The sequence below is a fragment of the Bradyrhizobium sp. OK095 genome (assembly GCF_900109945.1).
Classification (GTDB): Bacteria; Pseudomonadota; Alphaproteobacteria; order Rhizobiales; family Xanthobacteraceae; genus Bradyrhizobium.
The window spans coordinates 451,034-477,026 of record NZ_FOBX01000004.1; the positions used below are offsets into that span (position 1 = coordinate 451,034).

A 25,993-nucleotide genomic window follows, 5' to 3' on the forward strand; every position below is an offset into this window, starting at 1 on the left:
GGGGCCGGGCTGTTCTAGAGCATTTTACCGGCGGAGGGAAACGGCTTCACCACCGTGTGATGGCCGCGATTGCTGATTTTCTCGTCATTTCAAGCGCAGCGAAGCAACCAGAAATGCTTCCGTGGAAGCAGTCTGGATTGCGTCGCAAGGGCACCTCCAAATGACCGCCGAGCGAGAGTTGCCTTACGCCGCCTCGGCCTTCTTCTCGTCGCGGAGCTGCCGCCGCAGGATCTTGCCGACATTGGTCTTGGGCAGGTCGGTGCGGAATTCGATCTGCTTCGGCACCTTGTAGCCGGTGAGCTGCTCGCGGCAGAACTTGACCACATCGTCTGCTGCGAGGTTCGGGTCCTTCTTCACCACGAACGCCTTCACCGCCTCGCCGGACCCGCTGTCGGGAACGCCGATCACGGCGCATTCGAGCACGCCCGGATGGCTCGCGATCACTTCCTCGATCTCGTTCGGATAGACGTTGAAGCCGGAGACCAGGATCATGTCCTTCTTGCGATCGACGATCTTGGTGTAACCCGTCTCGTCCATCACGCCGATGTCGCCGGTGCGGAAATAGCCGTCCGCGGTCATGACCTTGGCGGTCTCTTCCGGCCTGTTCCAATAGCCCGACATCACCTGCGGGCCCTTGGCGCAGATCTCGCCGGGCTGGCCCAGCGGGACTTCGTTGCCGTCGTCGTCGCGGATCGAGATGTAAGTCGACGGCACGGGGATGCCGATCGTACCCGTGAATTCTGTTGCCGTTGCCGGATTGCAGGTCAGCGTTGGCGAAGTCTCCGACAGGCCGTACCCCTCGGCGATGAAGCAGCCGGTGATCGCCTTCCATTGATCGGCCACGGGGCGCTGCACCGCCATGCCGCCGCCGTTGGAGATCTTCAGCTTGGAGAAGTCGAGCTTCTTGAAGTCGGGATGGTGCATCAACCCGTTGTAGAGCGTGTTGACGGCCGGGAAGCTGTTGACCTGGTATTTCGCCAGCTCCTTGACGAAGCCCGCGATGTCGCGCGGATTGGGGATCAAGAGATTGCAGCCACCGGCGCGCACCGCGAGCAGGTAGCAGGCCGTCAGCGCAAAGATGTGATAGAGCGGCAACGCGCAGACGATCATGAGCTGATCGACATGCGGAGGTGCTGCCATCGCCGGCTGAAGCCAGGCGTCGTTCTGCAACACGTTGGCGACGATGTTGCGGTGGAGCAGCGTGGCTCCCTTGGAGACGCCGGTGGTGCCGCCGGTATATTGCAGGAAGGCGACGTCGCCCGGCGAGAGCTTTGGCTTGTTGAATGTCAGGCCGCGGCCGGCCGCTATCGCGTCGTTGAAGGACACCGCGCCTGGCAGCGACCAGGCCGGCACCATCTTCTTGACGCGGCGGACGACGAGATTGACGATCACGCCCTTGAAGCCGAGCAGGTCGCCCATGCTGCCGACGATGACGTGTTTCACTTGCGTCTTCGCGATCACTTGCTCGACGGTGTGAGCAAAATTCTCCAGCACGATGACGGCTTCGGCGCCGGAATCCCTGAGCTGATGCTCGAGCTCGCGCGGGGTGTAGAGCGGGTTGACGTTGACGACCGCAAAGCCGGCGCGCAGCACGGCGGCGGTTGCGACCGGATATTGCAGCACGTTCGGCATCATGATCGCGACGCGGGCGCCGCGTTGCAGGCCGCGGCCTTGCAGGTAGGACGCCATCGCCAGCGACATCTGGTCGAGGTCGCGATAGGTGATCGACTTGTCCATGCAAATGAACGCCTTGCGGTCGGCGAACTTGGAGAAGCTCTCCTCCAAGAGGTCGACCAGCGATGCGTACTGGGTCGGCTCGATATCAGCAGGCACGCCGGGCGGATATTGCTTGAGCCAGATGCGCTCCATGGAAAACTCCCCTCATTTACCAGAGCCCGTTGTGTCTCGGGCTTGCCTCATTGCACCCAGTATCGAGCCTGCCGGAACCGGTGGCAAGTCGTCGAGGCTTAGGGCAAAGGTCGGGGAGTGGCTACTGGAATCGTCGCAAACCACATTGCCGCAAGTGCGAAGCGCGGGTGCGGTTTCGGCTACGAGGGAGCCGTTAACTGTTGTTGGCAGGCTTGGCCGCGGCGGGCTTGGTCGCAGGCGTGGTCGCAGCCTTGGGCTTGGCCGGCTTGGCGGGCTGATCGGCGCTTGCAGCAGGTTTCGCCGCCGCGTCAGGTTTGGCCGCGGCATGCTTGGTCCCGGCCGGCTTTGCTGCAGTCTTGGCGTCGGGCTTGGCATCCGGCTTCGCAGCCGCTGTCTTGGCGTCCTTGCCCGCATCCTTCGGCTTGTCGGCAGGGTCAGGCTTCTTGGCAACGCGCGACTTCTTGCCACGCGGCTTTGGCGTGGCCTGCTGGTCGGCATCGGCTGCGACTGCCGCGATCAGGGCGGTGCCGGTGCGGGTCGGGCCGGTATAGACCAGCACGGGTTCGGCCGCCGCAGGCGCCGTGGCCATCAGCTCGGAGGCCTTCATCAGCGGCGGCTGCAGGCCGGCGGTGAAGAAGGTGACCTGGGCTTCGCCGCCGGTGGCGGAGGCCGATCCGGAGGTGCCGCCATTGGTGGCGATCAGCGCATCGTCATCGTCGCTGGCCGGCCGCTTGCGATGGCCGCCGCACATGTCCTCGCGCAAATTCGGCGGCGAGGCATCGACCGGAACCAGCTTGTCGACCGTGCCGAGCGATGGGCGGAGCCAGGTGAGATTGTCTTGGGCGAAGCCGCGCTCGAGCAGCTGCGCCGCCTTCACCGCGCGCGCGGTGCCGGAATTGGCGCCGAGCACGACGGCGATCAGCCGGCGGCCATTTCGCGTGGCGGATGCGACGAGGTTATAGCCGGAGGCGCAGATGAAGCCTGTCTTGAAACCGTCGGCGCCGGGGTAGCGGCCGATCAGCTTGTTGAAATTGCCGGTGACGCGCTTGCCGAAGCGGATCGCCGGGATGTGCACGAAGTATTCGTATTCCGGCAGGTCGCGCAGGAACGAGCGCGCGAGAATGCCGAGGTCGCGTGCGGACGTGATCTGGCCGTCGGCGGGCAGGCCGTTCGGATTGACGTAGCTGGTTTGCGTCATGCCGAGTTTCTGCGCGGTGTCGTTCATCATCGCGGAGAAACCGTCGATCGAGCCGCCGACGCCTTCGGCAAGCACCACGGCCATGTCGTTCGCCGACTTGACCATCATCATCTTCAGCGCGTTGTCGACGGTGAGCTGTGTTCCCGGACGGAACCCCATCTTCGACGGCGATTGCGAGGCGGCAGTCGGCGACACCGTGATCAGCGTGTCGAGCGTGAGCTTGCCGTCCTTGACCGCCTTCAGCGTTACATAGGCGGTCATGATCTTGGTGACGGAGGCGGGATACCACGGGATGGTCGCGTTCTCCGCCTGCAACACCTTGCCACTGTCGGCTTCGATCAGCAGCAGGGCTTCGGCACTCGCCGCGCGCGGCGCGAGCAATGCGGCGCATGCGAGGGACGCAGCGAACAGGTTGAACAGCGATTTGCGAAGCAGCGGGCGAAGGGCGTGCACTATCCGATTCCGGTCCTTGGAGAGCCGCCTGATACGGTCGGTTCTCGTGATCTGATGTTCGGTTCTGAAATCCGGCGCCGCCGCTTGCGGCGTCGCAAACCTATACCGGCTCCTGCGTCGAGAACAGGGGTTTCCGCTGCGTATTCCGCAATGAAATAGGCCGAATTTCGACGGTGCTATGGGGACTTGACTGCAGTCGCCGCAGTCTCGGCCGCCGTCACGCTGGCCCGTGTCGTCTCCTGAACCATGAACTGGGCCTTGGCGAGCTCGGCGAAATGGCCGCCTTTGGCCACGAGTTCATCGAAAGTTCCGCTTTCGATCACGCGACCATTCTCGAACACCAGGATCCGCGTGGCATTGCGAATGGTCGAGAGGCGGTGGGCGATCACGAAAGTGGTGCGGCCCTTCATCACTTCATCGAGAGCGGCATTCACCTTGGCCTCGGTGATCGCGTCGAGCGCGCTGGTCGCTTCGTCCAGGATCAGGAGCGGCGGATCCTTCAGCAGCGCGCGGGCAATCGACAGCCGCTGGCGCTCGCCGCCGGACAGCATGCGGCCACGCTCGCCGGCATTGGTGCTGAAGCCGCCGCTGCGCTCGATGAAGTCAAGCGCCTGCGCACGCTCTGCGGCCTTGCGCATCTCGGCCTCGGTCGCATCGGGCTTGCCGACGCGCAGGTTTTCCTCGATCGAGCGGTTGAACAGCAGCGCTTCCTGGAACACGACGCCGATGTTTCGCCGCAGCGAGGTCAGCGTCACGCCGCGCACGTCCATGCCGTCGATCCTGATGAAGCCGGATTGCGGATCGAAGGCCCGATGCAGCAGTGCAATCGCGGTCGACTTGCCGGCGCCGGTCGGGCCGACCAGCGCGATGGTCTGGCCAGGCAGCGCGGTGAAGGAGAGGTCCTCGATCGCCGGCCGCTTGCCGTCATAGGAAAAAGTGACGTCGTTGAACTCGACGAGGCCGGAGAGCCGCCCTGCGTCGATCGCGTCGGGACGATCGTGGACGGCAGGCACGGCGTCGAGCACGTTGAAGAACTCGCGCAGGCGCGGGGCCTCCATGAACACGTTGTTGATGAAGCTCACGACCTGTTCGAGCTTCTGGATCAGCATCGTCGCGAAGCTGACGAACATCACGATCTCGCCGACTGAGGTGAGCCCCTGGTCGTGCAGGGCGATGCCGAGCGAGAAGATCGCGAGCACCGTGATGGTGGTGGAAGCGCGCGTGATGACGGTGACGAGCGCCCACCACGACAGCACCGGCATCTGCGCGGCCAGCAGATCGTCGGCGACGGAGCGCAGGCCTTTCACCTCGGATTCGACGCGGACGAAACTCTGCACCAGCGCGACGTTGCCGAGTGCGTCGGAGGCGCGGGCGGAGAGCTCGCTGTAATGCTCCTCGACCTCCATCTGCATGCCAAAAGTCTTGCGCACCACGAAGGTCGTTAGCGCCGTGAAGACGACGCAGAGCACGAACAGGAGGATTGCCAGCCGCCAGTTCAGATACATCGACAGCGGCAGCAGCACCACGACCGAGAGGATCGCGGCAAAATGCTCGCGGAAGAAACCCAACCACAGCCGCCACAGCGCATCGGTGCCGTTGAGCATCACCTTCATCAGCCGGCCCGAATGGGTGCCGGAGTGGAAGGTCAGCGGCAGTTGCAAAATGTGCTCGAAATAGTCGGTCAGCACCGCCTGGCGCTGGCGATGGGAGAGCCTGTCGGCCTGCAAGGCCACGATCGCGCTACAGGCGATGGTGAACAGCCCGAACGCCACCCAGGCTATCAGGAACGGCCAGGCCGAGCTCGATCCGGCCACCGTCTTGCCGGAGAGCACATCGACGATCCGGCCGAACAGTACGGGCTCTGCGAATTGCGAGGCCGCCAGCAGGAGGTTGGCGACCGCAAGCAGCCAGCCAAGCCGTGCTTCCTTGCCGAGCAGTTCGAGAACGCGGGTGTAGAGGCGGAAGATGGACATGCGGGCGACGAACTCGGGCTCTTAAGTCAACAGATGGGCCCATATTCTAAGCAGGGATTGCCCACGAGATACAGCGGAAGCTTGCGGTTTTGCTCAGTTGATCAGCCGGCTTTCGACCGGCGGCAGGAACCGCTCGTCGAAGATATCGCCCGCCGCCGGCTTCTTGCGGAATTTGAAGTCCTGCGCGATCTGGTCGATCGAGCGGTCCAGGCGCGCCGGGTCGATGCCGCCAAGGCCGTTGCGTTTGACCTCGTCGGTCAGGATGTTGTCGACGAGCACGGTGCGCAGGCGCTCCAACTCGAGGTCGCGGTCGCCATCGTCGATGCGGCTTGTGGCTTCGTCTGCCGCCCGCGCCGGCTCTTTGACTGTCGCGCTGATGCCAGCGATCAGTGCGCGGACGAAGCCCTTCACCGCGTCCGGCTTGGCCGCGGCGAAGGCGGGGTTGGCAACCACGGCAAAGCCATAGGCTTCGCAGCCGTAATCGGCATAACGCAGCACCACGAGGTCGCTGCCGGGTACGCCGCGGTCGCGCAGGTTCACTGCGGAGAGATAGCTGAAGCCGGCGACGGCATCGACCTGGCCGGCGGACAGGATCGGCTCGCGCACCGCCGCGCTGATCTTGTGGAATTTCACGTGAGAGGTGTTGATGCCGTTCTGCTGCGCCAGCGCCGGCCACAGCCGCATCGACAGATCGCCGTCGGCGACGCCGACGGTCTTGCCGTCGAGATCGGGCAGGAGGTGGACGCCGCGGCTTCTGCGCGCGACGATCGCGTAGGGGGCGCGGTTGAACAGCACGAACACTGCCTTGATCGGTGCGGCATCGTCCTTGTCGCGAAACCGGATGAGCTCGTTGATGTCGACGAGCGCAAGCTCGCTGTCGCCCTTGGCGACGCGTGCGAGCGCTTCCGGCGATCCGGCCGCGGTGTTGAAGGAGACGTTGAGACGCTCAGTGCCGAAGCTGCCGTCCTTTGCGGCAAGGAAGAACGGCGCCATGCTCGCATCGATCGGACGGTCGAAGGTGAAGTGGATCGCAGCGGAGGGCGCGGCGGTCTCGGCCGCCGCGGCATCGCGCGAAGTCAACGCGGCAAGCGCGATTGCAAGGGCCAGCAGGCCGCGAAGGGCGATCGTCTTGAGTCCTGACATCAGTCGCGCCGGTCCCGCATTGTTGTGGTTTCGTGACGCTCGCAGCGCCGGCCGGGGGGAAGCCTGCGCGCGCGAACATGAACGGCGGATGAGCGCCGGTTGCGGCATGATCACGCAACCCCGTTCAGCTTCTGTTGGGGTTGGGGAACCCAACATGGGATGTGGGTGTTTGAAAGACATGAGCCTGTCGCCAGGCACCATTCGAGGTCCCAAGGAGGGTCCAGGACATGTTTGATAGATTTTCGAAGTTTGCCGGCCGCAAGACCGTTCTCGCCACCACCGCAGTGTTGGCGCTGACTGCGGTCGCCCCGACGGCCTCCTACGCCGGCGGCCGCCACTGGCATGGTGGTGGTGGCGGCGCAGCGGCTGCCGCAGCCTTCGTCGGCATCGTCGGCACCGGACTTGCGATCGCCGCGACCCGTGATGCCTACGCCTATGATACCCCGGCTTATTACGGCGGCGGTCCGGTCTACTACGATAACGGGCCGACCTATTATGGCGGCGACTCCTATTATGGTCCGCGCCCGTTCCACCGTTGCGGCGGTCCCTATCAGTCCGCGCAGGGCGGGCAAGGCTCCATTGGGAGTTGCTACTAAGCCCGGCTACCAAGAATTGACCACAACCGGCCGTCGCGTTTGCCGCGGCGGCCTGTTTTTGCTTTTGCTGCCGCGCGTTAACGCGCTCGCCATTGGTTTAGAGTAGTTTTCAGTACCATGAGTGATTCGCTTGAGCGGCTATATCTGGCTGTACTCGCGGCCAGAGATCTTGATCCGGCAACATCGCGCACCGCCCGGCTGTTTCAGCGTGGGCCATCCAAAATGGCGAAAAAGCTGGCTGAAGAGGCCATCGAAGTCGTCATCGACGCGGTCAACGGCGATAGCCAAGCGGTGATCCGGGAGAGCGCCGACCTGCTCTATAATCTCACCGTGCTCTGGGCCTCGGCCGGCGTGCGTCCCGAGGACGTCTGGCGCGAAATGGCACGGCGTGAGGACATGCTCGGAATTGCCGAGAAGCTGCCGAAGTCGCCGATGAAGCTGCCCAAAGTCGCGTCACCGCGCGTTGCCACGAGGCGGCCAATTGTCGCGATCGAGGGCCGCGTGGCGCGCAAGCGCCACTAGAAGCGTCACAAAACGCTCAAAAACTCGCGATGGACAAATCCGTCCCATGGTGCTTCATCGCGGCGCCATGCTGAAACGTATCTATGACTGGTGCATCGACGCCGCCCACAAGCCCTACGCGCTCTGGATCCTGGGTGTCGTATCCTTTGCCGAAAGCTCGTTCTTTCCGGTCCCCCCGGATGTAATGCTGATTCCGATGTCGCTGGCGCGACCGCAGCGCGCCTGGCTCTATGCGGCGATCTGCACCGCGACCTCGGTGCTCGGCGGCCTCCTGGGCTACGCCATCGGCGCCCTGCTGTACGACTCGCTGGGGCATTGGCTGATCCAGCTGTACGGCCTCGGTGATCAGGTCGACGGCTTCCGTGCCAAATATGCAGAATGGGGCGCGCTGATCATCCTGCTCAAGGGGCTGACGCCAATCCCGTACAAGCTCGTCACCATCACCTCGGGCTTTGCCGGCTACAATCTGCTTTTGTTCGTCCTGTTCTCCATCATTGCGCGCGGCGGACGCTTCTTCATCGTCGCGATCCTGCTCAACCGCTATGGTGACTGGATCCGCGTCAAGATCGAGAAGCATCTCGGTCTCGTGGTCGCGGTCGGCGCCGCGGCGTTGGTGCTCGGCTTCGTCATCGCCATCAAGCTGATCTAGCGGCGAGGCGGCTTTGCCGCTGCCTCCGGTTCGGCTACGGTTGCCGTCATGATAGTCCGATCCGGCAATCCGGTCCTGCGACTGGCGACGCTGACATTTGCGGCGCTTTCGCTCCTGCTCGCTGCGAGCGGGACCGGATGGCCGCAATCCGCGCCGCCTACGCTCGGCTTGCAGGAGCAGGGGCCGCAGGCTGCGCCGCCGCCCTCGCCGCCCGCTCCTTCGGCGGCGGCGCGCGAGGACAGTCCCGGGCTGATCAACGAAATGGGTAAGCTGTTCGACAAGCTGCCCTCGATCCTGCCGCCGATCAAAAGTCCCAGCGAGACTATGAATGACCTGTCGCGGCTGGCCAAGCCCGCCAGCATGGCCTCGGGCCGCGTAGCCTGTCCGGTCTCGTCCAATGGAGCGCCCGACTGCAAGCAGGCCGCCGACCAGCTCTGCCAGAGCAAGGGCTACAAGGAAGGCAAGAGCCTGAACGCCGACTCCGCCGAGAAATGCTCGGCCAAGGTCTTGATTCCGGGCAGGCAGCGCAAACCGGACGACTGCCGGACCGATACTTTCGTGACCAGCGCGCTCTGCCAGAACTGAAATGATGGCCGGCGCGCGAGCAACCAAGGAGCGCCTATGAGCCGTACAGAGCAGGATTTCCTCGGACAGCGTGAGATCGCCGACGACATCTACTACGGCGTCCAGACCATCCGCGGGAAGGAGAACTTCCACATCACCGGCATTCCGATGAACCAGGAGCCTTACTTTGTGAAGGCGCTCGGTTACGTCAAGAAGGCCGCAGCGATGGCCAACCGCGATCTCGGTGCGGTGGACACCAAGGTCGCGGAAGCCATCATCGTCGGCTGCGACCGCGTCATCGCCGGCGACATGATGGATCAGTTCGTCACCGACTTCATTCAGGGCGGCGCCGGCACCTCCACCAACATGAACGCCAATGAGGTGATCGCCAATCTCGCGCTGGAGTCGCTCGGCTTCGCCAAGGGCGACTATCAGCACGTCAGCCCCAACGATCACGTCAATTACGGCCAGTCGACCAACGATACCTATCCGACCGCCTTTCGTCTGGCGCTGATCCTGCGGCTCGAGAGCTACATGACGGCGCTGCGCCAGCTACAGGAAGCGTTCTTCGCCAAGGGCCGCGAGTTCGAGCGCGTGCTGAAGATGGGCCGCACGCATTTGCAGGACGCGGTGCCGATGTCGCTCGGCGCCGAATTCCGCGGATGGGGCACCACGATGGGCGAGGAGGTCGACCGCATCTCCGAGGCGCGCGCGCTGCTGCGCGAGATCAATCTCGGCGCCACCGCGATCGGCACCTCCGTCACCGCGGCGCACGGCTATCCAAAACTTGCGGTCAGGCATTTGAGCGCGCTGACCGGTGTCGACTTCATTCTCGCCGGCGATCTGGTCGAGGCGACCTCGGACACCGGCGCCTATGTGCAGCTCTCCGGTGTGCTCAAGCGCACCGCGAGCAAGCTCACAAAAATCTGCAACGACATTCGCCTGCTTGCCTCCGGCCCGCGCGCCGGCTTCAACGAGATCAACCTGCCGCAATTGCAGCCGGGCTCCTCGATCATGCCCGGCAAGGTCAATCCTGTGATCCCCGAGGTCGTCAACCAGACCAGCTTTCTCGTCATCGGGCTCGATACGACCGTCACGCTGGCAGCAAGTGCCGGCCAGCTTCAGCTCAACGTGATGGAGCCGGTGATCTCGTTCGCGCTGTTCTTCTCGATCCGCACCATGGAGCGCGCGGTCAACAGCCTGCGCGAGAATTGCGTCGTCGGCATCACCGCCAACGAGGAGCACACCCGCAACATGGTGCTGAACTCGCTGGGCATCGTTACGGTGCTGAAGCCGCTGCTCGGCTACAAGCAATGTGCCGAAATCGCGCGCGAGGGCTACAAGAGCGGCAAGTCGCTGCACCAGATCGTGGTGGTCGAACGCAAGCTGCTGACGCAGGAGAAATGGGACGAGATGTTCTCGTTCGAGCGGCTGATCAATCCGGATATGATGGAGTGATGTCGCCCGCCTTTGCGTAGCGAATTCCGCGCGTTGGAATTGCGGTAACGGCGTCCGTCACGACGCCAAAACGCAATACTTGACAGTGGAAAGATTGCCTTGTTGGTATGGCTCCCAACTTCAGTTTGACCGCCGATAGAGGATCGTTCCGCAATGTCCATGCCTGCCTTGTTCAAAGGGCGACTGTCGATCCCCGTGATCGGTTCGCCGCTCTTCATCATCTCGGTGCCCGATCTCGTGATCGCGCAATGCAAGGCGGGAGTGGTCGGGTCGTTTCCGTCGCTGAACGCGCGGCCGCCGGAGCTGCTCGACGAATGGCTGGCGCGGATCACCGAAGAGCTCGCGGCCTATGACCGTGCCCATCCCGACAAGCCGTCGGCGCCGTTTGCCGTCAACCAGATCGTGCACAAGTCGAACAACCGGCTCGACCACGACATGCAGCTTTGCGCCAAGTACAAGGTCCCGATGGTGATCTCCTCGCTCGGTGCGCGCGAGGAGCTCAATCAGGCGGTGCACGGCTGGGGCGGCATCGTCTTCCACGACGTGATCAACCAGAAATTCGCCCACAAGGCGATCGAGAAGGGCGCCGATGGCCTGATCCTGGTCGCCGCCGGCGCCGGCGGCCATGCCGGCACGATCTCGCCGCTCGCCTTCGTCGCCGAGACCCGCAAGTGGTTCGACGGCCCGATCGCGCTGTCGGGCGCCATTGGCAACGGCAAGGCGATCCGCGCCGCGCGCATTCTCGGCGCCGACTTCGCCTATATCGGCTCGGCCTTCATTGCGACCAAGGAAGCCAACGCGGTCGAGACCTACAAGCAGATGATCGCGGGCTCGACGGCCGACGACATCGTCTATTCCAACCTCTTTACCGGCGTGCACGGCAATTATCTGAAGCCCTCGATCCTCGCCGCCGGCATGGATCCGGAAAACCTGCCGACCTCCGATCCCTCCAAGATGAACTTCGGCACCGACGCCTCCGGCGAGCGCGCCAAGCCGAAGGCCTGGAAGGAAATCTGGGGCTCCGGCCAGGGCATCGGCAGCGTCGAGGGAATCGTGCCCGCCGCCGAGATGATCGCGCGCTTCAAGAAGGAATACGACGAGGCGATCGATCCGCCGTTGTGATGGCTCTCGCAATGACCGCCATCTACCGCGTCGACGGCAACAGCGTCGTCACCAGCCCTGATGCAGCCGGTCCCTGGGACCGGCGCATGCAGCACGGCTCGGCGCCATCCGCACTGGTGACGTGGGCAGCGGAGCGGATTCCGACGCCGGTGCCAATGAACATTGCGCGCGTCACCATCGATCTGATGCGCCCGGTGCCGGTGGCGCCGCTCACCATCGAGACCGAAGTCCTTCGCGAGGGGCGCAAGATCCAGCTCTGTGAGGTCAAGCTGCTCGCAGACGGCGTGCAGGTCGTCGGCGCCACAGTGCTCAAGATCAAGCAGCAGTCCCAACCGTTACCGGACGACGTCAAGGATCTGCCGGTCACGTTGCCGTCGCCTGAGGACGCGTTCGTCGAGGACGGCCACGGCGCGACCAGTCCTTTTGCGGGCATGGTCTCGATGCGCGCCGCGCGCGGCCGCTTCGGCCAGGCCGGCGCGGGCGCGATCTGGTTTCGCCTCGATCATCCGCTGGTCGCGGGCGAAGCGGTCTCGCAGGCGATGCGCGCCGTGGTCGCCGCCGATTTTTCCAACGGCACCGCCTCGACGCTCGACTTCCGTACCTGGACCTACATCAACGCCGATCTCACAGTGAGCCTTTCGCGTCAGCCGGTCGGCGAGTGGATTTTGCTCGACGGCGAATCCTGGATCGGCCCTGATGGTGCCGGCCTCGCGATGTCGCGGCTGGCGGACAGACAGGGTTACTTTGGCCGCGCGGTGCAGAGCCTGGTGATCGAGAAGCGGTAAGGGTCGCGAAGATCGCGCCTCATCCCCGCTGTCATGCTCCGCGAAAGCGGGGCATCCAGTACGCCGCAGCCTATCGATTCAATCACAGCCGTCTCGGAGTACTGGATCGCCCGGTCAAGGCCGGGCGATGACATCTGTGGTGTGGACGCTTGGCGGCAGACGATAGTGATCGCACCTTGGGCCGATTGAACGGCAGGCTTCCGCCGCCGCGGAAGGGATGCTTTGGCGCATCCTGCCTGTTCACAGGCCGTAGAAGAGCTTGATCTCCCACAGCACCACGACGATGGCCGTGATCAATGTGACCGCGGCGACTGCACTTTCCAGGGAAGCGACTCTCATCTCACACTCCGCTTCCCAGCCCCTCAGCGGTCTAGTTGATTCCCTGATTCGCCGGCAATCGCACGGGCATCGTGAGCTTGCACTCCGTTGCGCGCTGTGGTGCCGGGGCCACAACGACACCGTAAAATCCCGGGGTAATCACCCCACCATCCGGTCCCGCCCGCTCCAGAACCCCGCGCGCAGCACCTTCTTGTCGACCTTGCCGACGCCGGTCATCGGCAATTGCTTGACGAACTGGATCTGCTTCGGTGCATGCGCCGCGCCTTTTCGCGTCCTGACCATATTAATCAACTCGTCCGGATCCGGCTTTGTGCCCTCGCGCGGCACGACGATGGCGGTGACGGCTTCGCCCCATTTCTCGTCGGGAATGCCGACGACGGCGACCATCGCAACATCCGCGTGCTGCGACAGCACATCCTCGACCTCGCGCGGAAAGATGTTGAAGCCGCCGGTGACGATCATGTCCTTCTTGCGGTCGAGGATGAACATGTAGCCGCGCTCGTCCTTGCGCGCGATGTCGCCGGTGTGGACCCAGCCGTTCTTCAGCGTCTCGGCCGTGATGTCGGGCCGCTTCCAATATTCCGCCATCACATGCGGCGCGCGCACGCAGATTTCGCCGGCCTCGCCCGTCTTCACCTCCTGGTCGTTGTCGTCCAGAATCCTGACCTCGCAGGCAGCGATCGGGAAACCGCAGGACAGGAACAGCTCAGGCGTCCTGGGATCGTGATCTTTTTTGCGCAGCACCGAGACCGGATAGCATTCGGTCTGGCCGTACAGCTGTGAAAAGACCGGACCGATGCGTTCGATGCCCTCGACCAGCCGGCTCGGCGACATCGCCGACGCCCCGTAGAGCACGAGCTCGAGCGAGGAGAGATCGGTCCTGCTCAGCGCGGGATGATCGAGCAGCACGTAGATCATGGTCGGCACGAACAGCGTGAAGTTGATGCGCTCACGCGCGATCGTAGCCAGCACGGCTTCCGGATCAAAGCCCTTCAGCATGTGCACGGTGCCGCCGCGCATCAGGGTCGGCAGCACCTTCGTGCCGGCGACATGGCTGATCGGGGCGACGGCGAGAAAGCGTGCGGCGTCAGGAATCTCGAAGTCGGCGAGGATTGCGGCGGCGGCTCCGGCATTTTCGCGATGATAGCGCAGCGCGCCCTTGGATTTGCCGGTCGTGCCGCCGGTGTAATTCAGCGTGGAGAGATCGTCAGGGCCGGCGAGGCACAGCGGGCTGGCGTGGCCTTCGATCTCAATGGCCTGCAAGAGATCGACGCCATAGTCGGCCGGTCCCATGGTGAAGATCGCTTTGAGCATGCTCGCCTTGGCGGCGAGCTCGCCGCCGCGATCGCGGAAGGCGGCGGCATCGACCACCAGTACCTCGGCCTCGGAATCCTCAAGCTGGAAGAGCTGGTCTCCCTGCGATCCCAGCGGATGCAGCCAGGTGACGCAGAGCCGCGATAATTGCGCGGCGACACCGGCACACCATGTGTCGGCGCGGTTCGCGGTGAGGAAGGCGACGCGCGCGCCGGGCTGCAATCCAAGCCTTGTGAACACGGCCTGGATGCGTCCGATCAGGTCGATGGTGCCCTGATAGCTCAGCGATCCCCCGGGCCAGGCGAAAGCGGTGCGGCCGGGATAGCGCGACAGTGCCCGTAGCGTCTGCGCGCAAGTCGGGGACGATGCGTGGAGCGGATCGGACATATGTTTCCTCGTTGCTTTGTCACTGGCTTCTGGCGTGCCAATGTTTGCCCTGACGCTAGCACAGGGAATGCGGGATGGAGCGACAAAGCCCGATCGAGGGAGGCATGCGTGACAGGGAGATTTGCGTGACGACAGATCGACTGCAAATTTTCCGTGATCGTGTCGCGCTGCCGCTGATCGCGGCGCCAATGTTTCTGGTGTCGGGCGTCGAACTCATGGTCGCGAGCTGCCGAAGCGGCGTGATCGGCAGCTTCCCCACCGCGAATTGCCGCAGCACGGACCAGCTCGATGCTTGGCTTACCGAGATCGAAACGCGGCTGCGGCAGTACGAAGATCAAACCGGCCGCAAGGCAGCGCCGCTCTGTCCGAACCTGATCGTGCATCGCTCCAATGCGCGGCTGGAGCAGGATCTCGCCGTGCTGCTGCGACACAAGCCGGAGATCGTCATCACCTCGGTCGGCTCGCCGGCGCAGGTGTTGAAGCCGTTGCATGATGCCGGTGCGCTGGTGCTGGCGGACGTCGCCTCGATCCGCCACGCCGAACGCGCGGCGAAAGCAGGTGCCGACGGACTGGTGCTGCTCACGGCGGGCGCGGGCGGGCAGACCGGCTGGCTCAATCCGTTCGCCTTCGTCCGCGCGGTGCGTGCATTCTACGACGGAATCATCGTGCTTGCGGGCGGCATCAGCGATGGCCGCGCGCTGCATGCGGCCCAGGTGCTCGGCTGCGATCTCGGTTACATGGGCACAAAATTCATCGCGACGCGCGAGAGCATGGCAGACGACCGCTACAAGCGGATGCTGGTCGAGAGCAGCGCCGATGACATCCTGCTGACCACCGCGTTCACTGGACTTCAGACCAGCATGCTGAAGCCGTCGATCGTCGCGGCGGGGCTCGATCCCGACGATCTGCCGGCGCGCGGGGCGATCGACATCGCCAAGGATATCGACGTCGCCGCGCGGGAGAACCGGCCAAAGCGCTGGCGCGATATCTGGAGCGGCGGGCACTCGACATCGGGCGTCACCGATGTGCTTGGGGTCGATGATCTCGTCGCGCGGACGCTGGCGGAATACCGCGAGGCGGGTGGGCGGTAGCTGGATCCCGTCATGCCCAGCCATGACGATGTGGCGACTTCCCGCCTCCGTCACAGTTAATTCCGCATGCCTCCACGACCCCTCACTTAACGGCAGATTAACCAACCCCAGCCAAGAATCCCCCTACGGCCGCCAATACGGACCGAGAGGGACAGGCGATGGACTTCGATTTTCTCAATGCCAAGACGTCAGCGTCGCTGGACGAAATCCGCGTGCGCGTGGCCCACGCGCTCGCCCGCCACCCGCTGTGTCGCAACGTCCGTTTCGACATCCTCAGCGTCCCCCGCACCCGCCGGGGCGGCAACTGGACGGTGACGCTGCAATCGGTCGAGACGCGCGCGGTCTGGGAGGCCTCGGAGATCGTCGCCGACATCCAGGACGCCTACGATCTGGCGGCAGCTGCCTGATTTTACTGGGGTTTCCGGCGCTGTCGCTGTAGTCCGCGCGATTGCCGCCGCGATGGCACGGTTAAGCCTTATTTACCGCCCAGTTTCCGGGCAGTGATCACGTGGACTTGAAGTTGGGCGCGGAGAGACGTTTGTCCAAAGCCATCACCATCGTCGTGCTGACCTGTTTCCTCGTTCTCGGCGCCGCCACCACCGCCATTCTCGGCCGTGACAGCGTGCCCAGCGTCAGTGCCGAGATGATCACGCAGGCTCCGCCCAAGCAGCTTTCGACCAACCGCGCCGCCAAGGCCGACCGCCTGGTTCCGACGCTGGCACTGGCCTCGGCCGCGATCGATCCGGTGCAGGTGCCCGCCGACAGCCTTTCGCGGGCGCCGGTGCTGACCGAGCCGCTGCGCCAGGCCTTTGCCGCCGCAACGCCTGCCGATTTCCCGATGCCCAAGACTGGCGTGAACGAGGCGCAAGTTCCCGCGGTTGAAGTCCCGGCCAAGCCGAAGGCCGTCGCCAAGCCGCAGCCGCAGAAATCCTATTCACTGCTCTCCGACGTTCAGATCTCGGGCATCAGGGATCGGCTGAAACTGTCGTCGTCGCAGGAATATTACTGGCCCTCGGTCGAGAGCGCGCTGCGCAACGTCGTCCGCAAGATCTCGGCCAACAAGCTCTCCAATCCGAATGTGGCGGGCGTGCCGATCGATCCGAACTGTGACGAGGTCCAGCAGTTGAAGTCGGCGGCGATGCCGCTGCTGTTCCAGCTGCGTGAGGATCAGAAGGAAGAAGTGCGCAAGCTCGCCCGCATCATCGGGCTGGAGAAGGTCGCGCAGCAGATCTGACCCGCAAGTTCCTCCGGGAACTGCGTTCGCATCAGGAACATTCGGCAATCGACAAGCGTTGCCCGCTCCAAACAGGGAGTGGACCAATGCGCGCCTCGACAGCCTATTTCGTCGGTGCCGGAACGATCGTCGCCGCCATCGCCATTGGTCTCGGCGGCGGCATCGTTGCCGGCAATATCATGCAACCGATCGCGCCCAAGCAGGGCCCGGACACAGGCAAGATGGCGCAGCGCGCTGAAGCCACCACACCGGTCGCGACGAAAGCACCGTCGGAGCGCGTCCAATATCTTACCGGATCGCAAACATTCGGCGCGGCAATCGCCGCGCCGACGCAGGCGCAGGACGAAGCCAAGCCTGAGCCAAAGCCCGACACGACAGCTGAGGCGAACGCTGAGCCGCCGGTGCCGCAGCCTTCGCAAGCTGCCGCAGTTGAGCCGTCCAAGGAACAGTTCAAGGAACAGTTCAAGTCGGCGCCCGTATCGCCTGCGCCGGCTATCAAGCCGGCCGAGCAGCAGGCATCGACCGAGCCGGCATCCTCACCTGACAACGCTTACGCCAAGGCGAGAGAGCCCGACGTGAAACGGGCCGCTTCCGAGCGGCGGCGCACCGAGCGTCGCGAGCGCTGGACCGAACGCCGTCAGTACGACTCCCGCGAGCCGCGTGGCATGCGTGACCGCACCGACTGGGACGACATCGCGCGTAACGTCCGCGAGGATTCAGATTCTCGTGATGTCGCCAGTCGTCCGCGCGGCGGCTCCCCGCGGATCATGCTGTTCGGGCGTGACGACGATTAGCGCTTAGCCCAGGATCGCCGCCGCCGCGCATTCCGCAATCAGGATCGTCGGCGTCTGGATATTGCCGGAGATCATGATCGGGATCACCGAGGCGTCGGCGACATGCAAGCCGTCGATGCCGCGTACCTGCAAGCGTTGCGGATCGACGACGGCCAGATCGTCCGTGCCCATCCGGCAGGTCGAGGCAGCATGATAGAGCGTGGTGCAATGGCCGCGAATATAATCGGCGATCTCGGCATCGCTCACGGCCTCCGCGCTCGGTGTGATCTCGCCTTCGATCATCTCCTTCAACGGCGATTGCGCGGCGATGTGGCGGTTGATGCGAACGCCTTCGATCATGGTCGCGATGTCGCTGCCGCTTGCATCCGACGCGAAATAGCCGGGGTCGATCGCGGGATGCTCGATGGGATCGGCCGAGCGCAGCGTGATCCGGCCGCGGCCGTTCGGCCGCTGCAGCGTCGCATGCAGGGTGATGCCGGACTTCGACGACAGGAAGCGGACATAGTCGCGGTGCGGGCTGATCGCGCCGTAGAGCTGGAGGTCCGGCTCGACATCGCCGCGGCTGCGCACATGCGCGCCGGGCGCGACCCAGGGCGAGGTGCGCGGACCGGTGCGGCTGGTTTCCCATTCGGCAAGACTTGCGGCCAAGCTTTCCTCCGTCCAGGCGCCGACGCCGATCTTCTCCTTCGTATAGAAGGTGATGGGAATGTTGATGTGATCCTGGAGATCGCGGCCGACACCGGGCAGGTCATGCACGACGTCGACGCCCACTGCTCTCAATTCATCGGCCGGGCCTACGCCCGATAGCAGCAGTTGCTGCGCCGAGCCGATAGCGCCGGAGGCGAGCACGACTTCGCTGGTGGCGAAGGCGCTTTTGGGCTGCCCGTTCTCGAGATATTCGACGCCGATTGCACGGCCGCGCTCGATGATGATGCGGGTGACACGCACGCCCGTCTTCAGCGTGAGATTGGCGCGCGTCAACGCCGGGCGCAGATAGGCCTTACCGGTACCGAAACGCTCGCCGTCCCTGATGACGAACTGGAAGAAGCCCGCGCCTTCCTGGGTCGCGCCGTTGAAATCCGGATTGTGCGGCAGCCCGGCAGCCTGCGCCGCCTCCAGCCATTTCAGCTCGTTCGGATCGACATGGGCTACGTCGGCGACGTGCAGCGGGCCGCTCGTGCCGTGCAGGGGATCGTCGGTGAAACGCGCATTTTTCTCGAAGGCGATGAATTTCGGCAGCACGTCGCGCCACGCCCAGCCCTTGCACCCAGCCTTTTCCCAGCCGTCGTAATCGGAGGGCAGTCCGCGGATATAGATCATCGCATTGATCGCGCCGGAGCCGCCGATCATCTTGCCGCGCGGCCAGAAGATCCGCCGGCCGCGGCAGCCGGCTTGCGGCTCGGTATAATAGCCCCAATCGACGGCCGTGTTGAACATCGTCGGCCAATCCGACGGAATGTCGGAAGCGAGCGGTGCGGCGCGCCCGGCCTCGAGCACCAGCACCTTGCGGTGCGGATCGGCCGACAGCCGGTTGGCTAGCACACAGCCGGCCGAGCCGGCGCCCACGATGATCGTGTCGTACATTGCAGAGCACCCCGCACAGAAACTTGTGCAACGGAGTGCTTGCAAGATTTGTGCTTTGGAACTGCGGTCCCTCACCCGGCGCTCCGCGCCACCTTCTCCCACAGGGGAGAAGGATGAAAGATCAGCCCCCGTGCGACTCCACGACTTTGCGGCAGGCGTCCGAGAGCTTCGTCTTGTTCTCGCGCAGGCAGGCATTCATCTGCGGTGGCTTGCCGACATGTTCGGCGCAGAACTTGCTGGCGTCACCGCGGCAGGCCATCTGCTCCTGCAATGTCGGACCGGATTGCGCTGCGGCGGGGAGGATGGTGGCGGCGAGCAGCAGCGCGGCAAGAACTTGAATCTTCATAAAGCACCTCTTTGGGATTGTCGGTGGTCCCGTTTGGGATCAAGCGGGCCGGACCATCTCGCGGAGGTCCATGGCTGGTCCATGCCATATTCATGGCATCGGCTCACCGCTTCGGCTGCTGCACCCCCATCTTCATGGCATGTATCCGCGCGCGGTCTTTTGCCATTCAGGCTGCACGTCGGCTGCGAAACCCGGTGATTGCACCGGGACGCCGAACGGGAAGCAGGAGAGCAAGATGTCGAAAAAAGCGGGAGCGCTGAGTGCCGGGCTGACGATCATGGTGCTGGCGGGTGCGGCGATGGTGTCGCTGGGCACGAGCCCGGCGCGGGCGGCGGTCTATTGCAAGACGGTCGGCGTGCCCAAGGGCTGCGTGGTGCGGCCGACCGGGGCGGTGGTGGTTGCGCCGGCGGCCGCGGTCGTGGTGGCGACGCCCGGCGTCGGAGCGCCCGGTGTTGGCGTGCGCGCGGGTACGCCGATGAATCGCGGCGGCCCGGTCAACCGTGTCGGCGTGCGCTGACGATCTCGTTCGATTGAGTTGATTGCATCGCTTCGGGCCAGGGAGCCTTGCGGACGACTTCCCCCCGTCCTCCGCATGACAATAATCCGGCCCGTTCCCTCTCTCCGCGCGTCCCACACGTTCGGGGAGGGGGGCTTTTCAGCCCGCAGCCGCGTCGCTGTCGGGAAAGACTTGCGGCAATTGCAGCCGCACGCGCGTCCCCGAGGAATCCGAATTCAGCTCGAACGCAGCCCCGCAGCGCGCTGCGCGGCTTCTCATATTGCGCAGGCCGCGCGCAGTCTGGCTCGTACCATCACCGGCGAGAGCAAATCCCCTGCCGTCGTCCGCAATGTTGATCACACCATATTGCCCCTGACGATCATCGAGCGTCTCGATGGTGACCGCGATATTGCGGGCCTGCGCGTGCTTGACGGCATTGGTCACGGCCTCGTCGAGGATGCGCACGATCTGGATCACATGCCAGGGCCGCAGCTCCGGATGCAGCGGCAGGCCCTGCGGCGTCGCCACGCGCCAGTCGAGCGCTATGTCGTGCGGCCGCAATTGCATCGCCGCGCGCTCGCGCCAGGAGCCGAGCGCGAGCATGAGGTCGCCGCCGATATCGTCCATGGAATCGATGACGAGACGGAGATCCTTTAGAGCGGCGCGGGCTGCGTCCGTGATGGTCGCGCCTTCATGGCCGCGCTCCGAGAGCGCGACGATGCTGACGAGCTGGCCGCCGAGGCCGTCATGCAGATCACGCATCAGCCGCGTGCGCTCGTTGGCGAGCGCGGCGGCCCGCGCGCGCTCCTCCTCGCGGGCAAAGCTCGCCTTCAGCCGCTCCTCGGCCTCGCGCACGCGTGCCACCAATTGCCCGGCAAAGCTGTCGACCTGGTTCAGCGCGCGGGCGAAGCGCCAGGTCAGCCCGGGGCCGATCGCGACCAGCATCGCCGAATAGGACAGGCGTGAGACGAAGGTACGTTCGTTGGTCACAATCTCGAATGCCGACAGCATGTCGTGCACCCAGCAGGTCAGCACGATGGTGACCGCACAGCCGAGCGTGAAGCTTGCGGCGTCCTGCCGCCGCACCACCTGTGTCGCGGTGATGCTGGCCATCAGCAACAGACAGATGCCGACCATGGGAATACCGAGAACCAGGAAGAGAATGCGCGGCAGTGGCGGGCCTCCAACCAGTCCGACTGCGAACACCACGATGCCCGGCACGAACAACAGCGCGCCATAGCGCGGCCAGCGCCAGCCGAAAAACAGCAGGGCGAAGACGACGATCAGCGCGCTCTCGGTCGGCGCTGAAGCCAGCAGCACTGCGGCAAGTCGCGACGTCGTGGCCGGCGGCACCGGCGGCGGCACGAACGCCTGCACCACGCCGAGCACCATCGCCGCCGCCAGCACGCCATAGACCGGCTCGCGGCGCCGCATCAGCCACATGATGGCGAGGATGACGGCGAGGATCGACTGCCAGGCGGAAAACACTACGGGCAACGTGACGAACAGCAGCGTGCGTGTCTCAAAGGCCGGGCGCAGGGCGGCGTCCGGCCCGACATAGACCGTGTCGAGGAAGCCCTTCAGCGGTCCCCATACGAACAGCCGCACCGTGATCTCGTTGCTGCCTTCACGCAACAGCGAGGCGGGAATGAGCGCGGTCTGCGGCGTGTTACGATCCGGTCGGTTGGCGTTGCCATCGCGACGAGAGTCGAGCACGACGATGCCGTTGACGGCGACTTCGACAGCGTTGCTGAAGCGCGGCAGGAACACGGACCATCCCGACGCCGCATCGCCGCGCCGATAGGTAAAAGCACCGGTATAGAGCGGCGGATCGGCCAGCGAATAGCGCGACGACGTGAAATGCGGCAGCGTCACCGCGCGTGCCGCGCCGTCCTCGCGCAGCGAAAATCCGCTCAGCGCAAAATCCTCGGGATCGCTGGGCTGCAGCAGCCGCAGCCCGAGGATGGTGGCGATCACGATCAACGCCTGGAGCAGCAGATAAGGCACGAGGCGCGACACGATCAGCCGGCGCCGTGGCCGTATGGGCGCCTTCGCCGCGATCTCGCTCACAGCTTGATCAGGCCCTGTTGCACCGCCTCGAACACGGCTTCGCCGCGGGTATGGACCTCGAGCTTGCGATAGATGTTCTTGATGTGGCCGGGCACGGTCTGCCTGGACAGGCCGAGATGGCTCGCGATCTCGGCGTAGCTGAAGCCCTTTGCGATGCCCCAGAGGATGTCGATCTCGCGCGGGGTGAGTCTTGCGGTGTTGAGCACGGGGCCAGGCGGCGGCTCGGCCGAATTCTGCGCGGCACCTTGTGTTCGGCGCACGATGAAGCGGGCGATCGAGGCCGAGATCGGCGAATGGCCGGCGACCAGATCGCGCACGGTGGTGGCGATGTCGGTCGGGAAGGCATCCTTGAGCAGATAGCCGGTGGCGCCGACCGTGATCGCGGAGATGACGCTCTCCTCGTCGCCGAGGGCCGAGATCACCATGATCTCGGTATCGGGACAACGCTGCCTCATCTCGCGGATCAGCTCGATGCCGTGGCCGTCGGGAAGCCTGAGATCTGTGAGCAGCACGCGCGGCGCCGCCTCGCCGAGCGCAGAACGGGCCTCTGCCAGCGTGCCGGCGCTGCGCACCTCGTAGCCGGCCTTGGCCAGCGCGTCCTGGAGACGCCAGCAGGTCGGTGCGTCGTCCTCGACGAGGAGGATGGTGATGGCCTCACCCGTCTCGCCCTGTTCGCTCATGATCAGCGTCCCGCGACCCGCGTGTCCCCCGCGGCGCGAGGCCAAGCTTAGCCGCGGCGGGCAGGCCGCGACACCCATAATCATGGGGGCCGCGATGAGACGGTATGGCGGACGTAGTGTCTACGGCTTCGCCGCGGCCGGCTTATCCGACGGCATGGGCGGGCTTGGCAGGCGCTGCACGACGATACGCGCGGTGCCGGCATTGTTCTTGTAAAACTGCTCGTAGGGCCCCTGGACCACGTCGAGTTTCGCGGGGCGCAACCAGGCCGGCAGCAAGGCCGGGTAAATCTGGACGGCATCGTTGACGTAGAAGAACAGATCGCCGGCATCGGGCGCGACGAATTCCGCGACCAGCCGTCCCGACAGCTTCTGCCCCTCCCAGATCGCGCGCGCCGTCGGATCCTTCGGCACCGGGTCAAAAGGTCCGAGCTTGCTCAACGCGAGCTTGAGCGGATTGTCGCTGGGAAGCGCCTCGTACTCCTTCGTCTGGTCGAGCCGGGTCGGATACCTGCCCACTTTCTTGTCCGCATCGTCCTCCGCCGGAATGGTCGGATTCATCCGGCGCGGTAATTCGTCGGCCGGCATGACGTTGACGGCCTCCAGCGGAATGTCGCTCATTCCCTTCGCGCCGATGTGCACCACCGGCTGGAACCAGGCGGCGCCGAACTGACGCAGGGTCGGCAGGGCGAGATAGTGATGCACGAAATAGGTCTTGAAGCCGTTTGTGCCGCTCATGATGGTGCGGTCGAACCAGGGATCCTCGATCTCCACCCAGACGCGGTACTTGCGGCCTTTCTCGACCGCTAGGCCGCTCCACCAGCAAAACTCCTTTGTCGCGAACCGACCGCGCGCGTCGATCGGCTCGTCGGGCACCGGCGTTCCGGCCTCTCGTCCGGGCGTCGTGCAGATATTTCCGGTCGCGGTTCGGGCCGTGAACACGCTGGTCGCTCCGATCAGCAGTGCCGAATAGAAGATGATGAACAGGAAGATGCCAGGCAACACGAGCTTGGTGAAGAGAAGGCGCGCCGGCCCCGCATTCAAGCGCATCCATCGGGCAAAGCCCAACAGCACGCCGGGATCGTCGACATGCTGCTGGCTTGCCATGCGATGCGGCCTGCTCCAGGCCAGCCGCGCGCGTTCCTGGATGTTGTCGCGCAGCACCGAGTTCCTGCGCCAGATCAGATAGGTGATGGCCAGGACGATCGAGGTGGCGAATGGGTAATACAGCGTGATATCGAGCCACGGCGCCGCATAGGACGGCAGCACGTTCCTGACGAGATTGGCGAGCGGACCCAGCACGGCGCCGACGAGCCAATCGATGGTGGCGATGACGTGCAGCAGCACTGTGCCTTGCAGGCCGCTGTCTTTTGACACCCCGATCAGGCTGCGGGCGATCAACGGCCACACCGCGATCACGCCGACCATGACCAGCAGCGAGAAATAGGCGACGCGCCGCCACCACACGGTGTCGCGCGTGAGCCTGGCCATTTCGGCGCTGGGCGTGTTCATGCGGGTGAAGGCTTCGGCCTCCATCTCGCGCCGCGGGTCCTGGGCCTGCGCGAGATAGGCACGTTTCATCGCCTCGCGCGTGCTGTCCTCGGTGAGGTTCAGCTTGGTGCTATCAGGCATCAGCACCAGCGCGTCCGCCGGCAGCATGATCGGCGCGTAGTCGTCGCAGCCGAACAGCATGCGTTCGATGACGGCGAAGTGCACCACCGGCAGTCCGCCATTGGCCTCACCGGCAAGGACCGGGCGCGGGCCGTAGCGGTAGAGCACGGCGGCGCCGCTGCGCGAATCGTGCTTCGGTCCGATCGACGATTGGTATTCTCTGAAGTGCTCGATCTCGCCGTCCTGGAAGCGGAGCCTGTCCTCGAGCTGATCGGTCATCCAGACCAGCGGCACGAAGGACAGGGTCGATTCCGGATAGCCGCCGCCGATGTCGGAATGCACGCCGGCGAACCACACCTCCTTGACCGTCTGGTCCGGCGCCAGATGACTCTGGTCGATCCGCAGCGGATGGAAGGTGGTGCGCTCGTCGTCCAGCGCCAGCGCATGACGGATGTGCTTCACCTTGCGCGACGGCCGGTGATTGCGGAACGAGATCGGCCAGATTGCCCAGTCGATCGCGACGCGCAGCTCCTCGATCGGGACACCGAAGGCCTCGACCGTATCGAACAGTCCCATGAATTCGATGTCGACGTCCTTGCGGCCGTTCATCGCCGCGCGCACATCGGCATAGGGGCGGTGCCGGCAGATCGTATGATAGAGATAGAGCAGGGCATCGCGGATCAAGCGCGCGATCCAGATCGTCGGCAGGCTCTTGTTCAACGGCACGGTGTCGCGGCGGTATTCCCGCCATGCGGACATGGCGTTGCGCTCCATCTCGGCATGCGAGACAGGCTCGCCCTTGATCTCCGCAGGCACCAGGCCCTGGCTTGCGATCAACGCCGCCAGCGTACGTGCAGTGAAGGCGCCGCGGCTGAAGCCGAAGATGTAGATCTCGTCGCCCTCGCGCCAGTTCCAGCACAGGAAGCGATAGAGCTTGCGGACGTTGGAGGGCACGCCGATGCCGGTGGCGCCGTCGATCGCGGCGAGTGGCGCCCAGCCGGCAGTGCCGACGCCCTTGATGTAATGTGCGATCTGGTCCGGCTGGGTGTGGTCCAGCGCTTCGTAGAGACGCCAGACGCTGGATTCTTGCGTGGTGAATGCATTGCCCGTGCCGTCGGCGAACAGCACCAGCTTGCGCTTGGACGGAATGGTCGTCCCGTCGGCGCTCACATCGCCATGCCTGTGTTCGGATCTCGCGGAATCGACGTTCTGCGCGCCATCATGATGCGTCATGGGCCCCTCCGGCAATTAACGGGGGAAGCGCTTCAGGCCCGGATCAGGCAGCACGCCCCGAACTCTATCAATGATTGCAATATCGCGACTATGAAAACACAGGTGTATTCTGTGCACAGTCCCGCTGAGGTAGCAAGCGGGATCGCGCCGCGGTAGAGCAGCGCAGCATGACGGTCGCGAAGAACATTCGGTCTTGCGGATCGATGGGCCGGACGGCCTTGAGAGGCCGCGTCGGCAGTTGCCTCTCCCCGGCGTGCGCAGGGCTGTCCGGGGAATGATTCACTATGCCGCGGAGCATGCCCGGTTTAACCGGCATGAAGCCGGTACTTTCTGGTTGTCGAGACTCAGAAAGGGACCGGGCATGCGATTTAACGATAGCATTTTTGGCAGGCTCCTTGAACCGATCAATCGGCGGCAATTTCGAACGGCTGTGGATGGTGTGGACGGGGACGCCTACGACAAGTCGTTCACGAGCTGGGATCATT

23 protein-coding genes are annotated in these 25,993 nt (G+C 64.6%); 13 read left to right on the plus strand and 10 right to left on the minus strand.

All coding sequences use genetic code 11. The annotated features are described in order from the left end of the window. Positions 1–183: 183 nt before the first annotated feature. The 4 genes from BMW89_RS14195 to BMW89_RS14210 all read right to left on the minus strand — a co-directional run bounded on the left by BMW89_RS14195 (position 184) and on the right by BMW89_RS14210 (position 6,636). Positions 184–1,869, minus strand: a complete 1,686-nt coding sequence (locus BMW89_RS14195; RefSeq protein WP_092027237.1) for a long-chain fatty acid--CoA ligase — start codon at positions 1,867–1,869, stop codon at positions 184–186. Positions 1,870–2,062: 193 nt separating this feature from the next. Further along, positions 2,063–3,520, minus strand: a complete 1,458-nt coding sequence (locus BMW89_RS14200; RefSeq protein WP_092027239.1) for a D-alanyl-D-alanine carboxypeptidase family protein — start codon at positions 3,518–3,520, stop codon at positions 2,063–2,065. A gap of 176 nt (positions 3,521–3,696) precedes the next feature. Then, a complete protein-coding gene (locus tag BMW89_RS14205) occupies positions 3,697–5,493 on the minus strand; it encodes a glucan ABC transporter ATP-binding protein/ permease (protein ID WP_092027241.1) in 1,797 nt (598 codons plus the stop codon). 93 nt (positions 5,494–5,586) lie between these two features. Continuing rightward, positions 5,587–6,636, minus strand: coding sequence for an ABC transporter substrate-binding protein (locus BMW89_RS14210; protein WP_177196045.1), 1,050 nt, complete (start codon positions 6,634–6,636; stop codon positions 5,587–5,589). Between the two features lie 227 nt (positions 6,637–6,863). On the opposite strand from BMW89_RS14210, the gene BMW89_RS14215 reads away from it, so the two are divergent. From BMW89_RS14215 to BMW89_RS14245, 7 genes are all read left to right on the plus strand, one after another. Then, complete coding sequence (locus BMW89_RS14215) at positions 6,864–7,232, plus strand: hypothetical protein (protein WP_092027243.1); 369 nt, start codon at positions 6,864–6,866, stop codon at positions 7,230–7,232. A gap of 117 nt (positions 7,233–7,349) precedes the next feature. Beyond that, positions 7,350–7,754: a phosphoribosyl-ATP diphosphatase gene (gene hisE / locus BMW89_RS14220; RefSeq protein WP_092027245.1), complete on the plus strand. Its 405-nt coding sequence runs from the start codon at positions 7,350–7,352 to the stop codon at positions 7,752–7,754. A gap of 46 nt (positions 7,755–7,800) precedes the next feature. Next, the gene (locus BMW89_RS14225) at positions 7,801–8,403 is read left to right on the plus strand and encodes a YqaA family protein (RefSeq protein WP_177196046.1); all 603 of its coding nucleotides are present in this window, start codon (positions 7,801–7,803) and stop codon (positions 8,401–8,403) included. A 48-nt stretch (positions 8,404–8,451) separates the two neighbouring features. After that, on the plus strand, positions 8,452–8,988 hold the full coding sequence (locus BMW89_RS14230; protein WP_092027247.1) for a hypothetical protein: 537 nt from the start codon (positions 8,452–8,454) through the stop codon (positions 8,986–8,988). 36 nt (positions 8,989–9,024) lie between these two features. Beyond that, positions 9,025–10,425 (plus strand): aspartate ammonia-lyase, encoded by a 1,401-nt coding sequence (locus BMW89_RS14235; RefSeq protein ID WP_092027249.1) that lies wholly within the window; start codon positions 9,025–9,027, stop codon positions 10,423–10,425. 153 nt (positions 10,426–10,578) lie between these two features. Next, positions 10,579–11,547 carry an NAD(P)H-dependent flavin oxidoreductase gene (locus BMW89_RS14240; RefSeq protein ID WP_092027251.1) on the plus strand — a complete coding sequence of 323 codons (969 nt, stop codon included), beginning with the start codon at positions 10,579–10,581 and terminating at the stop codon, positions 11,545–11,547. 11 nt (positions 11,548–11,558) lie between these two features. Next, entirely contained in the window at positions 11,559–12,332 is a 774-nt protein-coding gene (locus BMW89_RS14245) for a thioesterase family protein (protein WP_092027357.1), read from the plus strand. A gap of 477 nt (positions 12,333–12,809) precedes the next feature. Here the strand turns inward: BMW89_RS14245 and BMW89_RS14250 are convergent, their stop codons facing one another. Next, positions 12,810–14,372 carry an AMP-binding protein gene (locus tag BMW89_RS14250; RefSeq protein ID WP_092027253.1) on the minus strand — a complete coding sequence of 521 codons (1,563 nt, stop codon included), beginning with the start codon at positions 14,370–14,372 and terminating at the stop codon, positions 12,810–12,812. A 125-nt stretch (positions 14,373–14,497) separates the two neighbouring features. Between BMW89_RS14250 and BMW89_RS14255 the strand changes: the two genes are divergently transcribed. The 4 genes from BMW89_RS14255 to BMW89_RS14270 all read left to right on the plus strand — a co-directional run bounded on the left by BMW89_RS14255 (position 14,498) and on the right by BMW89_RS14270 (position 17,491). Continuing rightward, positions 14,498–15,463, plus strand: a complete 966-nt coding sequence (locus tag BMW89_RS14255; RefSeq protein ID WP_092027255.1) for an NAD(P)H-dependent flavin oxidoreductase — start codon at positions 14,498–14,500, stop codon at positions 15,461–15,463. Positions 15,464–15,621: 158 nt separating this feature from the next. Continuing rightward, complete coding sequence (locus tag BMW89_RS14260; RefSeq protein WP_092027257.1) at positions 15,622–15,870, plus strand: hypothetical protein; 249 nt, start codon at positions 15,622–15,624, stop codon at positions 15,868–15,870. A gap of 131 nt (positions 15,871–16,001) precedes the next feature. Continuing rightward, positions 16,002–16,697, plus strand: a complete 696-nt coding sequence (locus BMW89_RS14265) for a hypothetical protein (RefSeq protein WP_177196047.1) — start codon at positions 16,002–16,004, stop codon at positions 16,695–16,697. Between the two features lie 86 nt (positions 16,698–16,783). After that, complete coding sequence (locus BMW89_RS14270) at positions 16,784–17,491, plus strand: hypothetical protein (RefSeq protein WP_092027259.1); 708 nt, start codon at positions 16,784–16,786, stop codon at positions 17,489–17,491. Between the two features lie 3 nt (positions 17,492–17,494). Here BMW89_RS14270 and BMW89_RS14275 read toward each other — a convergent pair whose 3' ends face one another. Both BMW89_RS14275 and BMW89_RS14280 read right to left on the minus strand, forming a co-directional pair. Next, positions 17,495–19,075, minus strand: a complete 1,581-nt coding sequence (locus tag BMW89_RS14275; RefSeq protein WP_092027261.1) for a GMC family oxidoreductase — start codon at positions 19,073–19,075, stop codon at positions 17,495–17,497. 121 nt (positions 19,076–19,196) lie between these two features. Further along, complete coding sequence (locus BMW89_RS14280) at positions 19,197–19,421, minus strand: cysteine rich repeat-containing protein (protein WP_092027263.1); 225 nt, start codon at positions 19,419–19,421, stop codon at positions 19,197–19,199. Positions 19,422–19,656: 235 nt separating this feature from the next. Between BMW89_RS14280 and BMW89_RS14285 the strand changes: the two genes are divergently transcribed. Then, positions 19,657–19,938 (plus strand): hypothetical protein, encoded by a 282-nt coding sequence (locus BMW89_RS14285; protein ID WP_092027361.1) that lies wholly within the window; start codon positions 19,657–19,659, stop codon positions 19,936–19,938. 138 nt (positions 19,939–20,076) lie between these two features. Here BMW89_RS14285 and BMW89_RS14290 read toward each other — a convergent pair whose 3' ends face one another. From BMW89_RS14290 to BMW89_RS14300, 3 genes are all read right to left on the minus strand, one after another. Then, complete coding sequence (locus BMW89_RS14290; protein ID WP_092027265.1) at positions 20,077–21,987, minus strand: sensor histidine kinase; 1,911 nt, start codon at positions 21,985–21,987, stop codon at positions 20,077–20,079. Beyond that, the gene (locus BMW89_RS14295; protein ID WP_177196048.1) at positions 21,984–22,667 is read right to left on the minus strand and encodes a response regulator transcription factor; all 684 of its coding nucleotides are present in this window, start codon (positions 22,665–22,667) and stop codon (positions 21,984–21,986) included. The genes BMW89_RS14290 and BMW89_RS14295 overlap by 4 nt, the downstream gene beginning before the upstream one ends. 120 nt (positions 22,668–22,787) lie before the next feature. Continuing rightward, positions 22,788–25,508, minus strand: a complete 2,721-nt coding sequence (locus BMW89_RS14300; protein ID WP_092027267.1) for a T6SS phospholipase effector Tle1-like catalytic domain-containing protein — start codon at positions 25,506–25,508, stop codon at positions 22,788–22,790. 274 nt (positions 25,509–25,782) lie between these two features. Between BMW89_RS14300 and BMW89_RS14305 the strand changes: the two genes are divergently transcribed. Beyond that, positions 25,783–25,993: DUF4372 domain-containing protein (locus BMW89_RS14305; protein ID WP_143062761.1), on the plus strand; the 211-nt coding region annotated here is incomplete at its 3' end.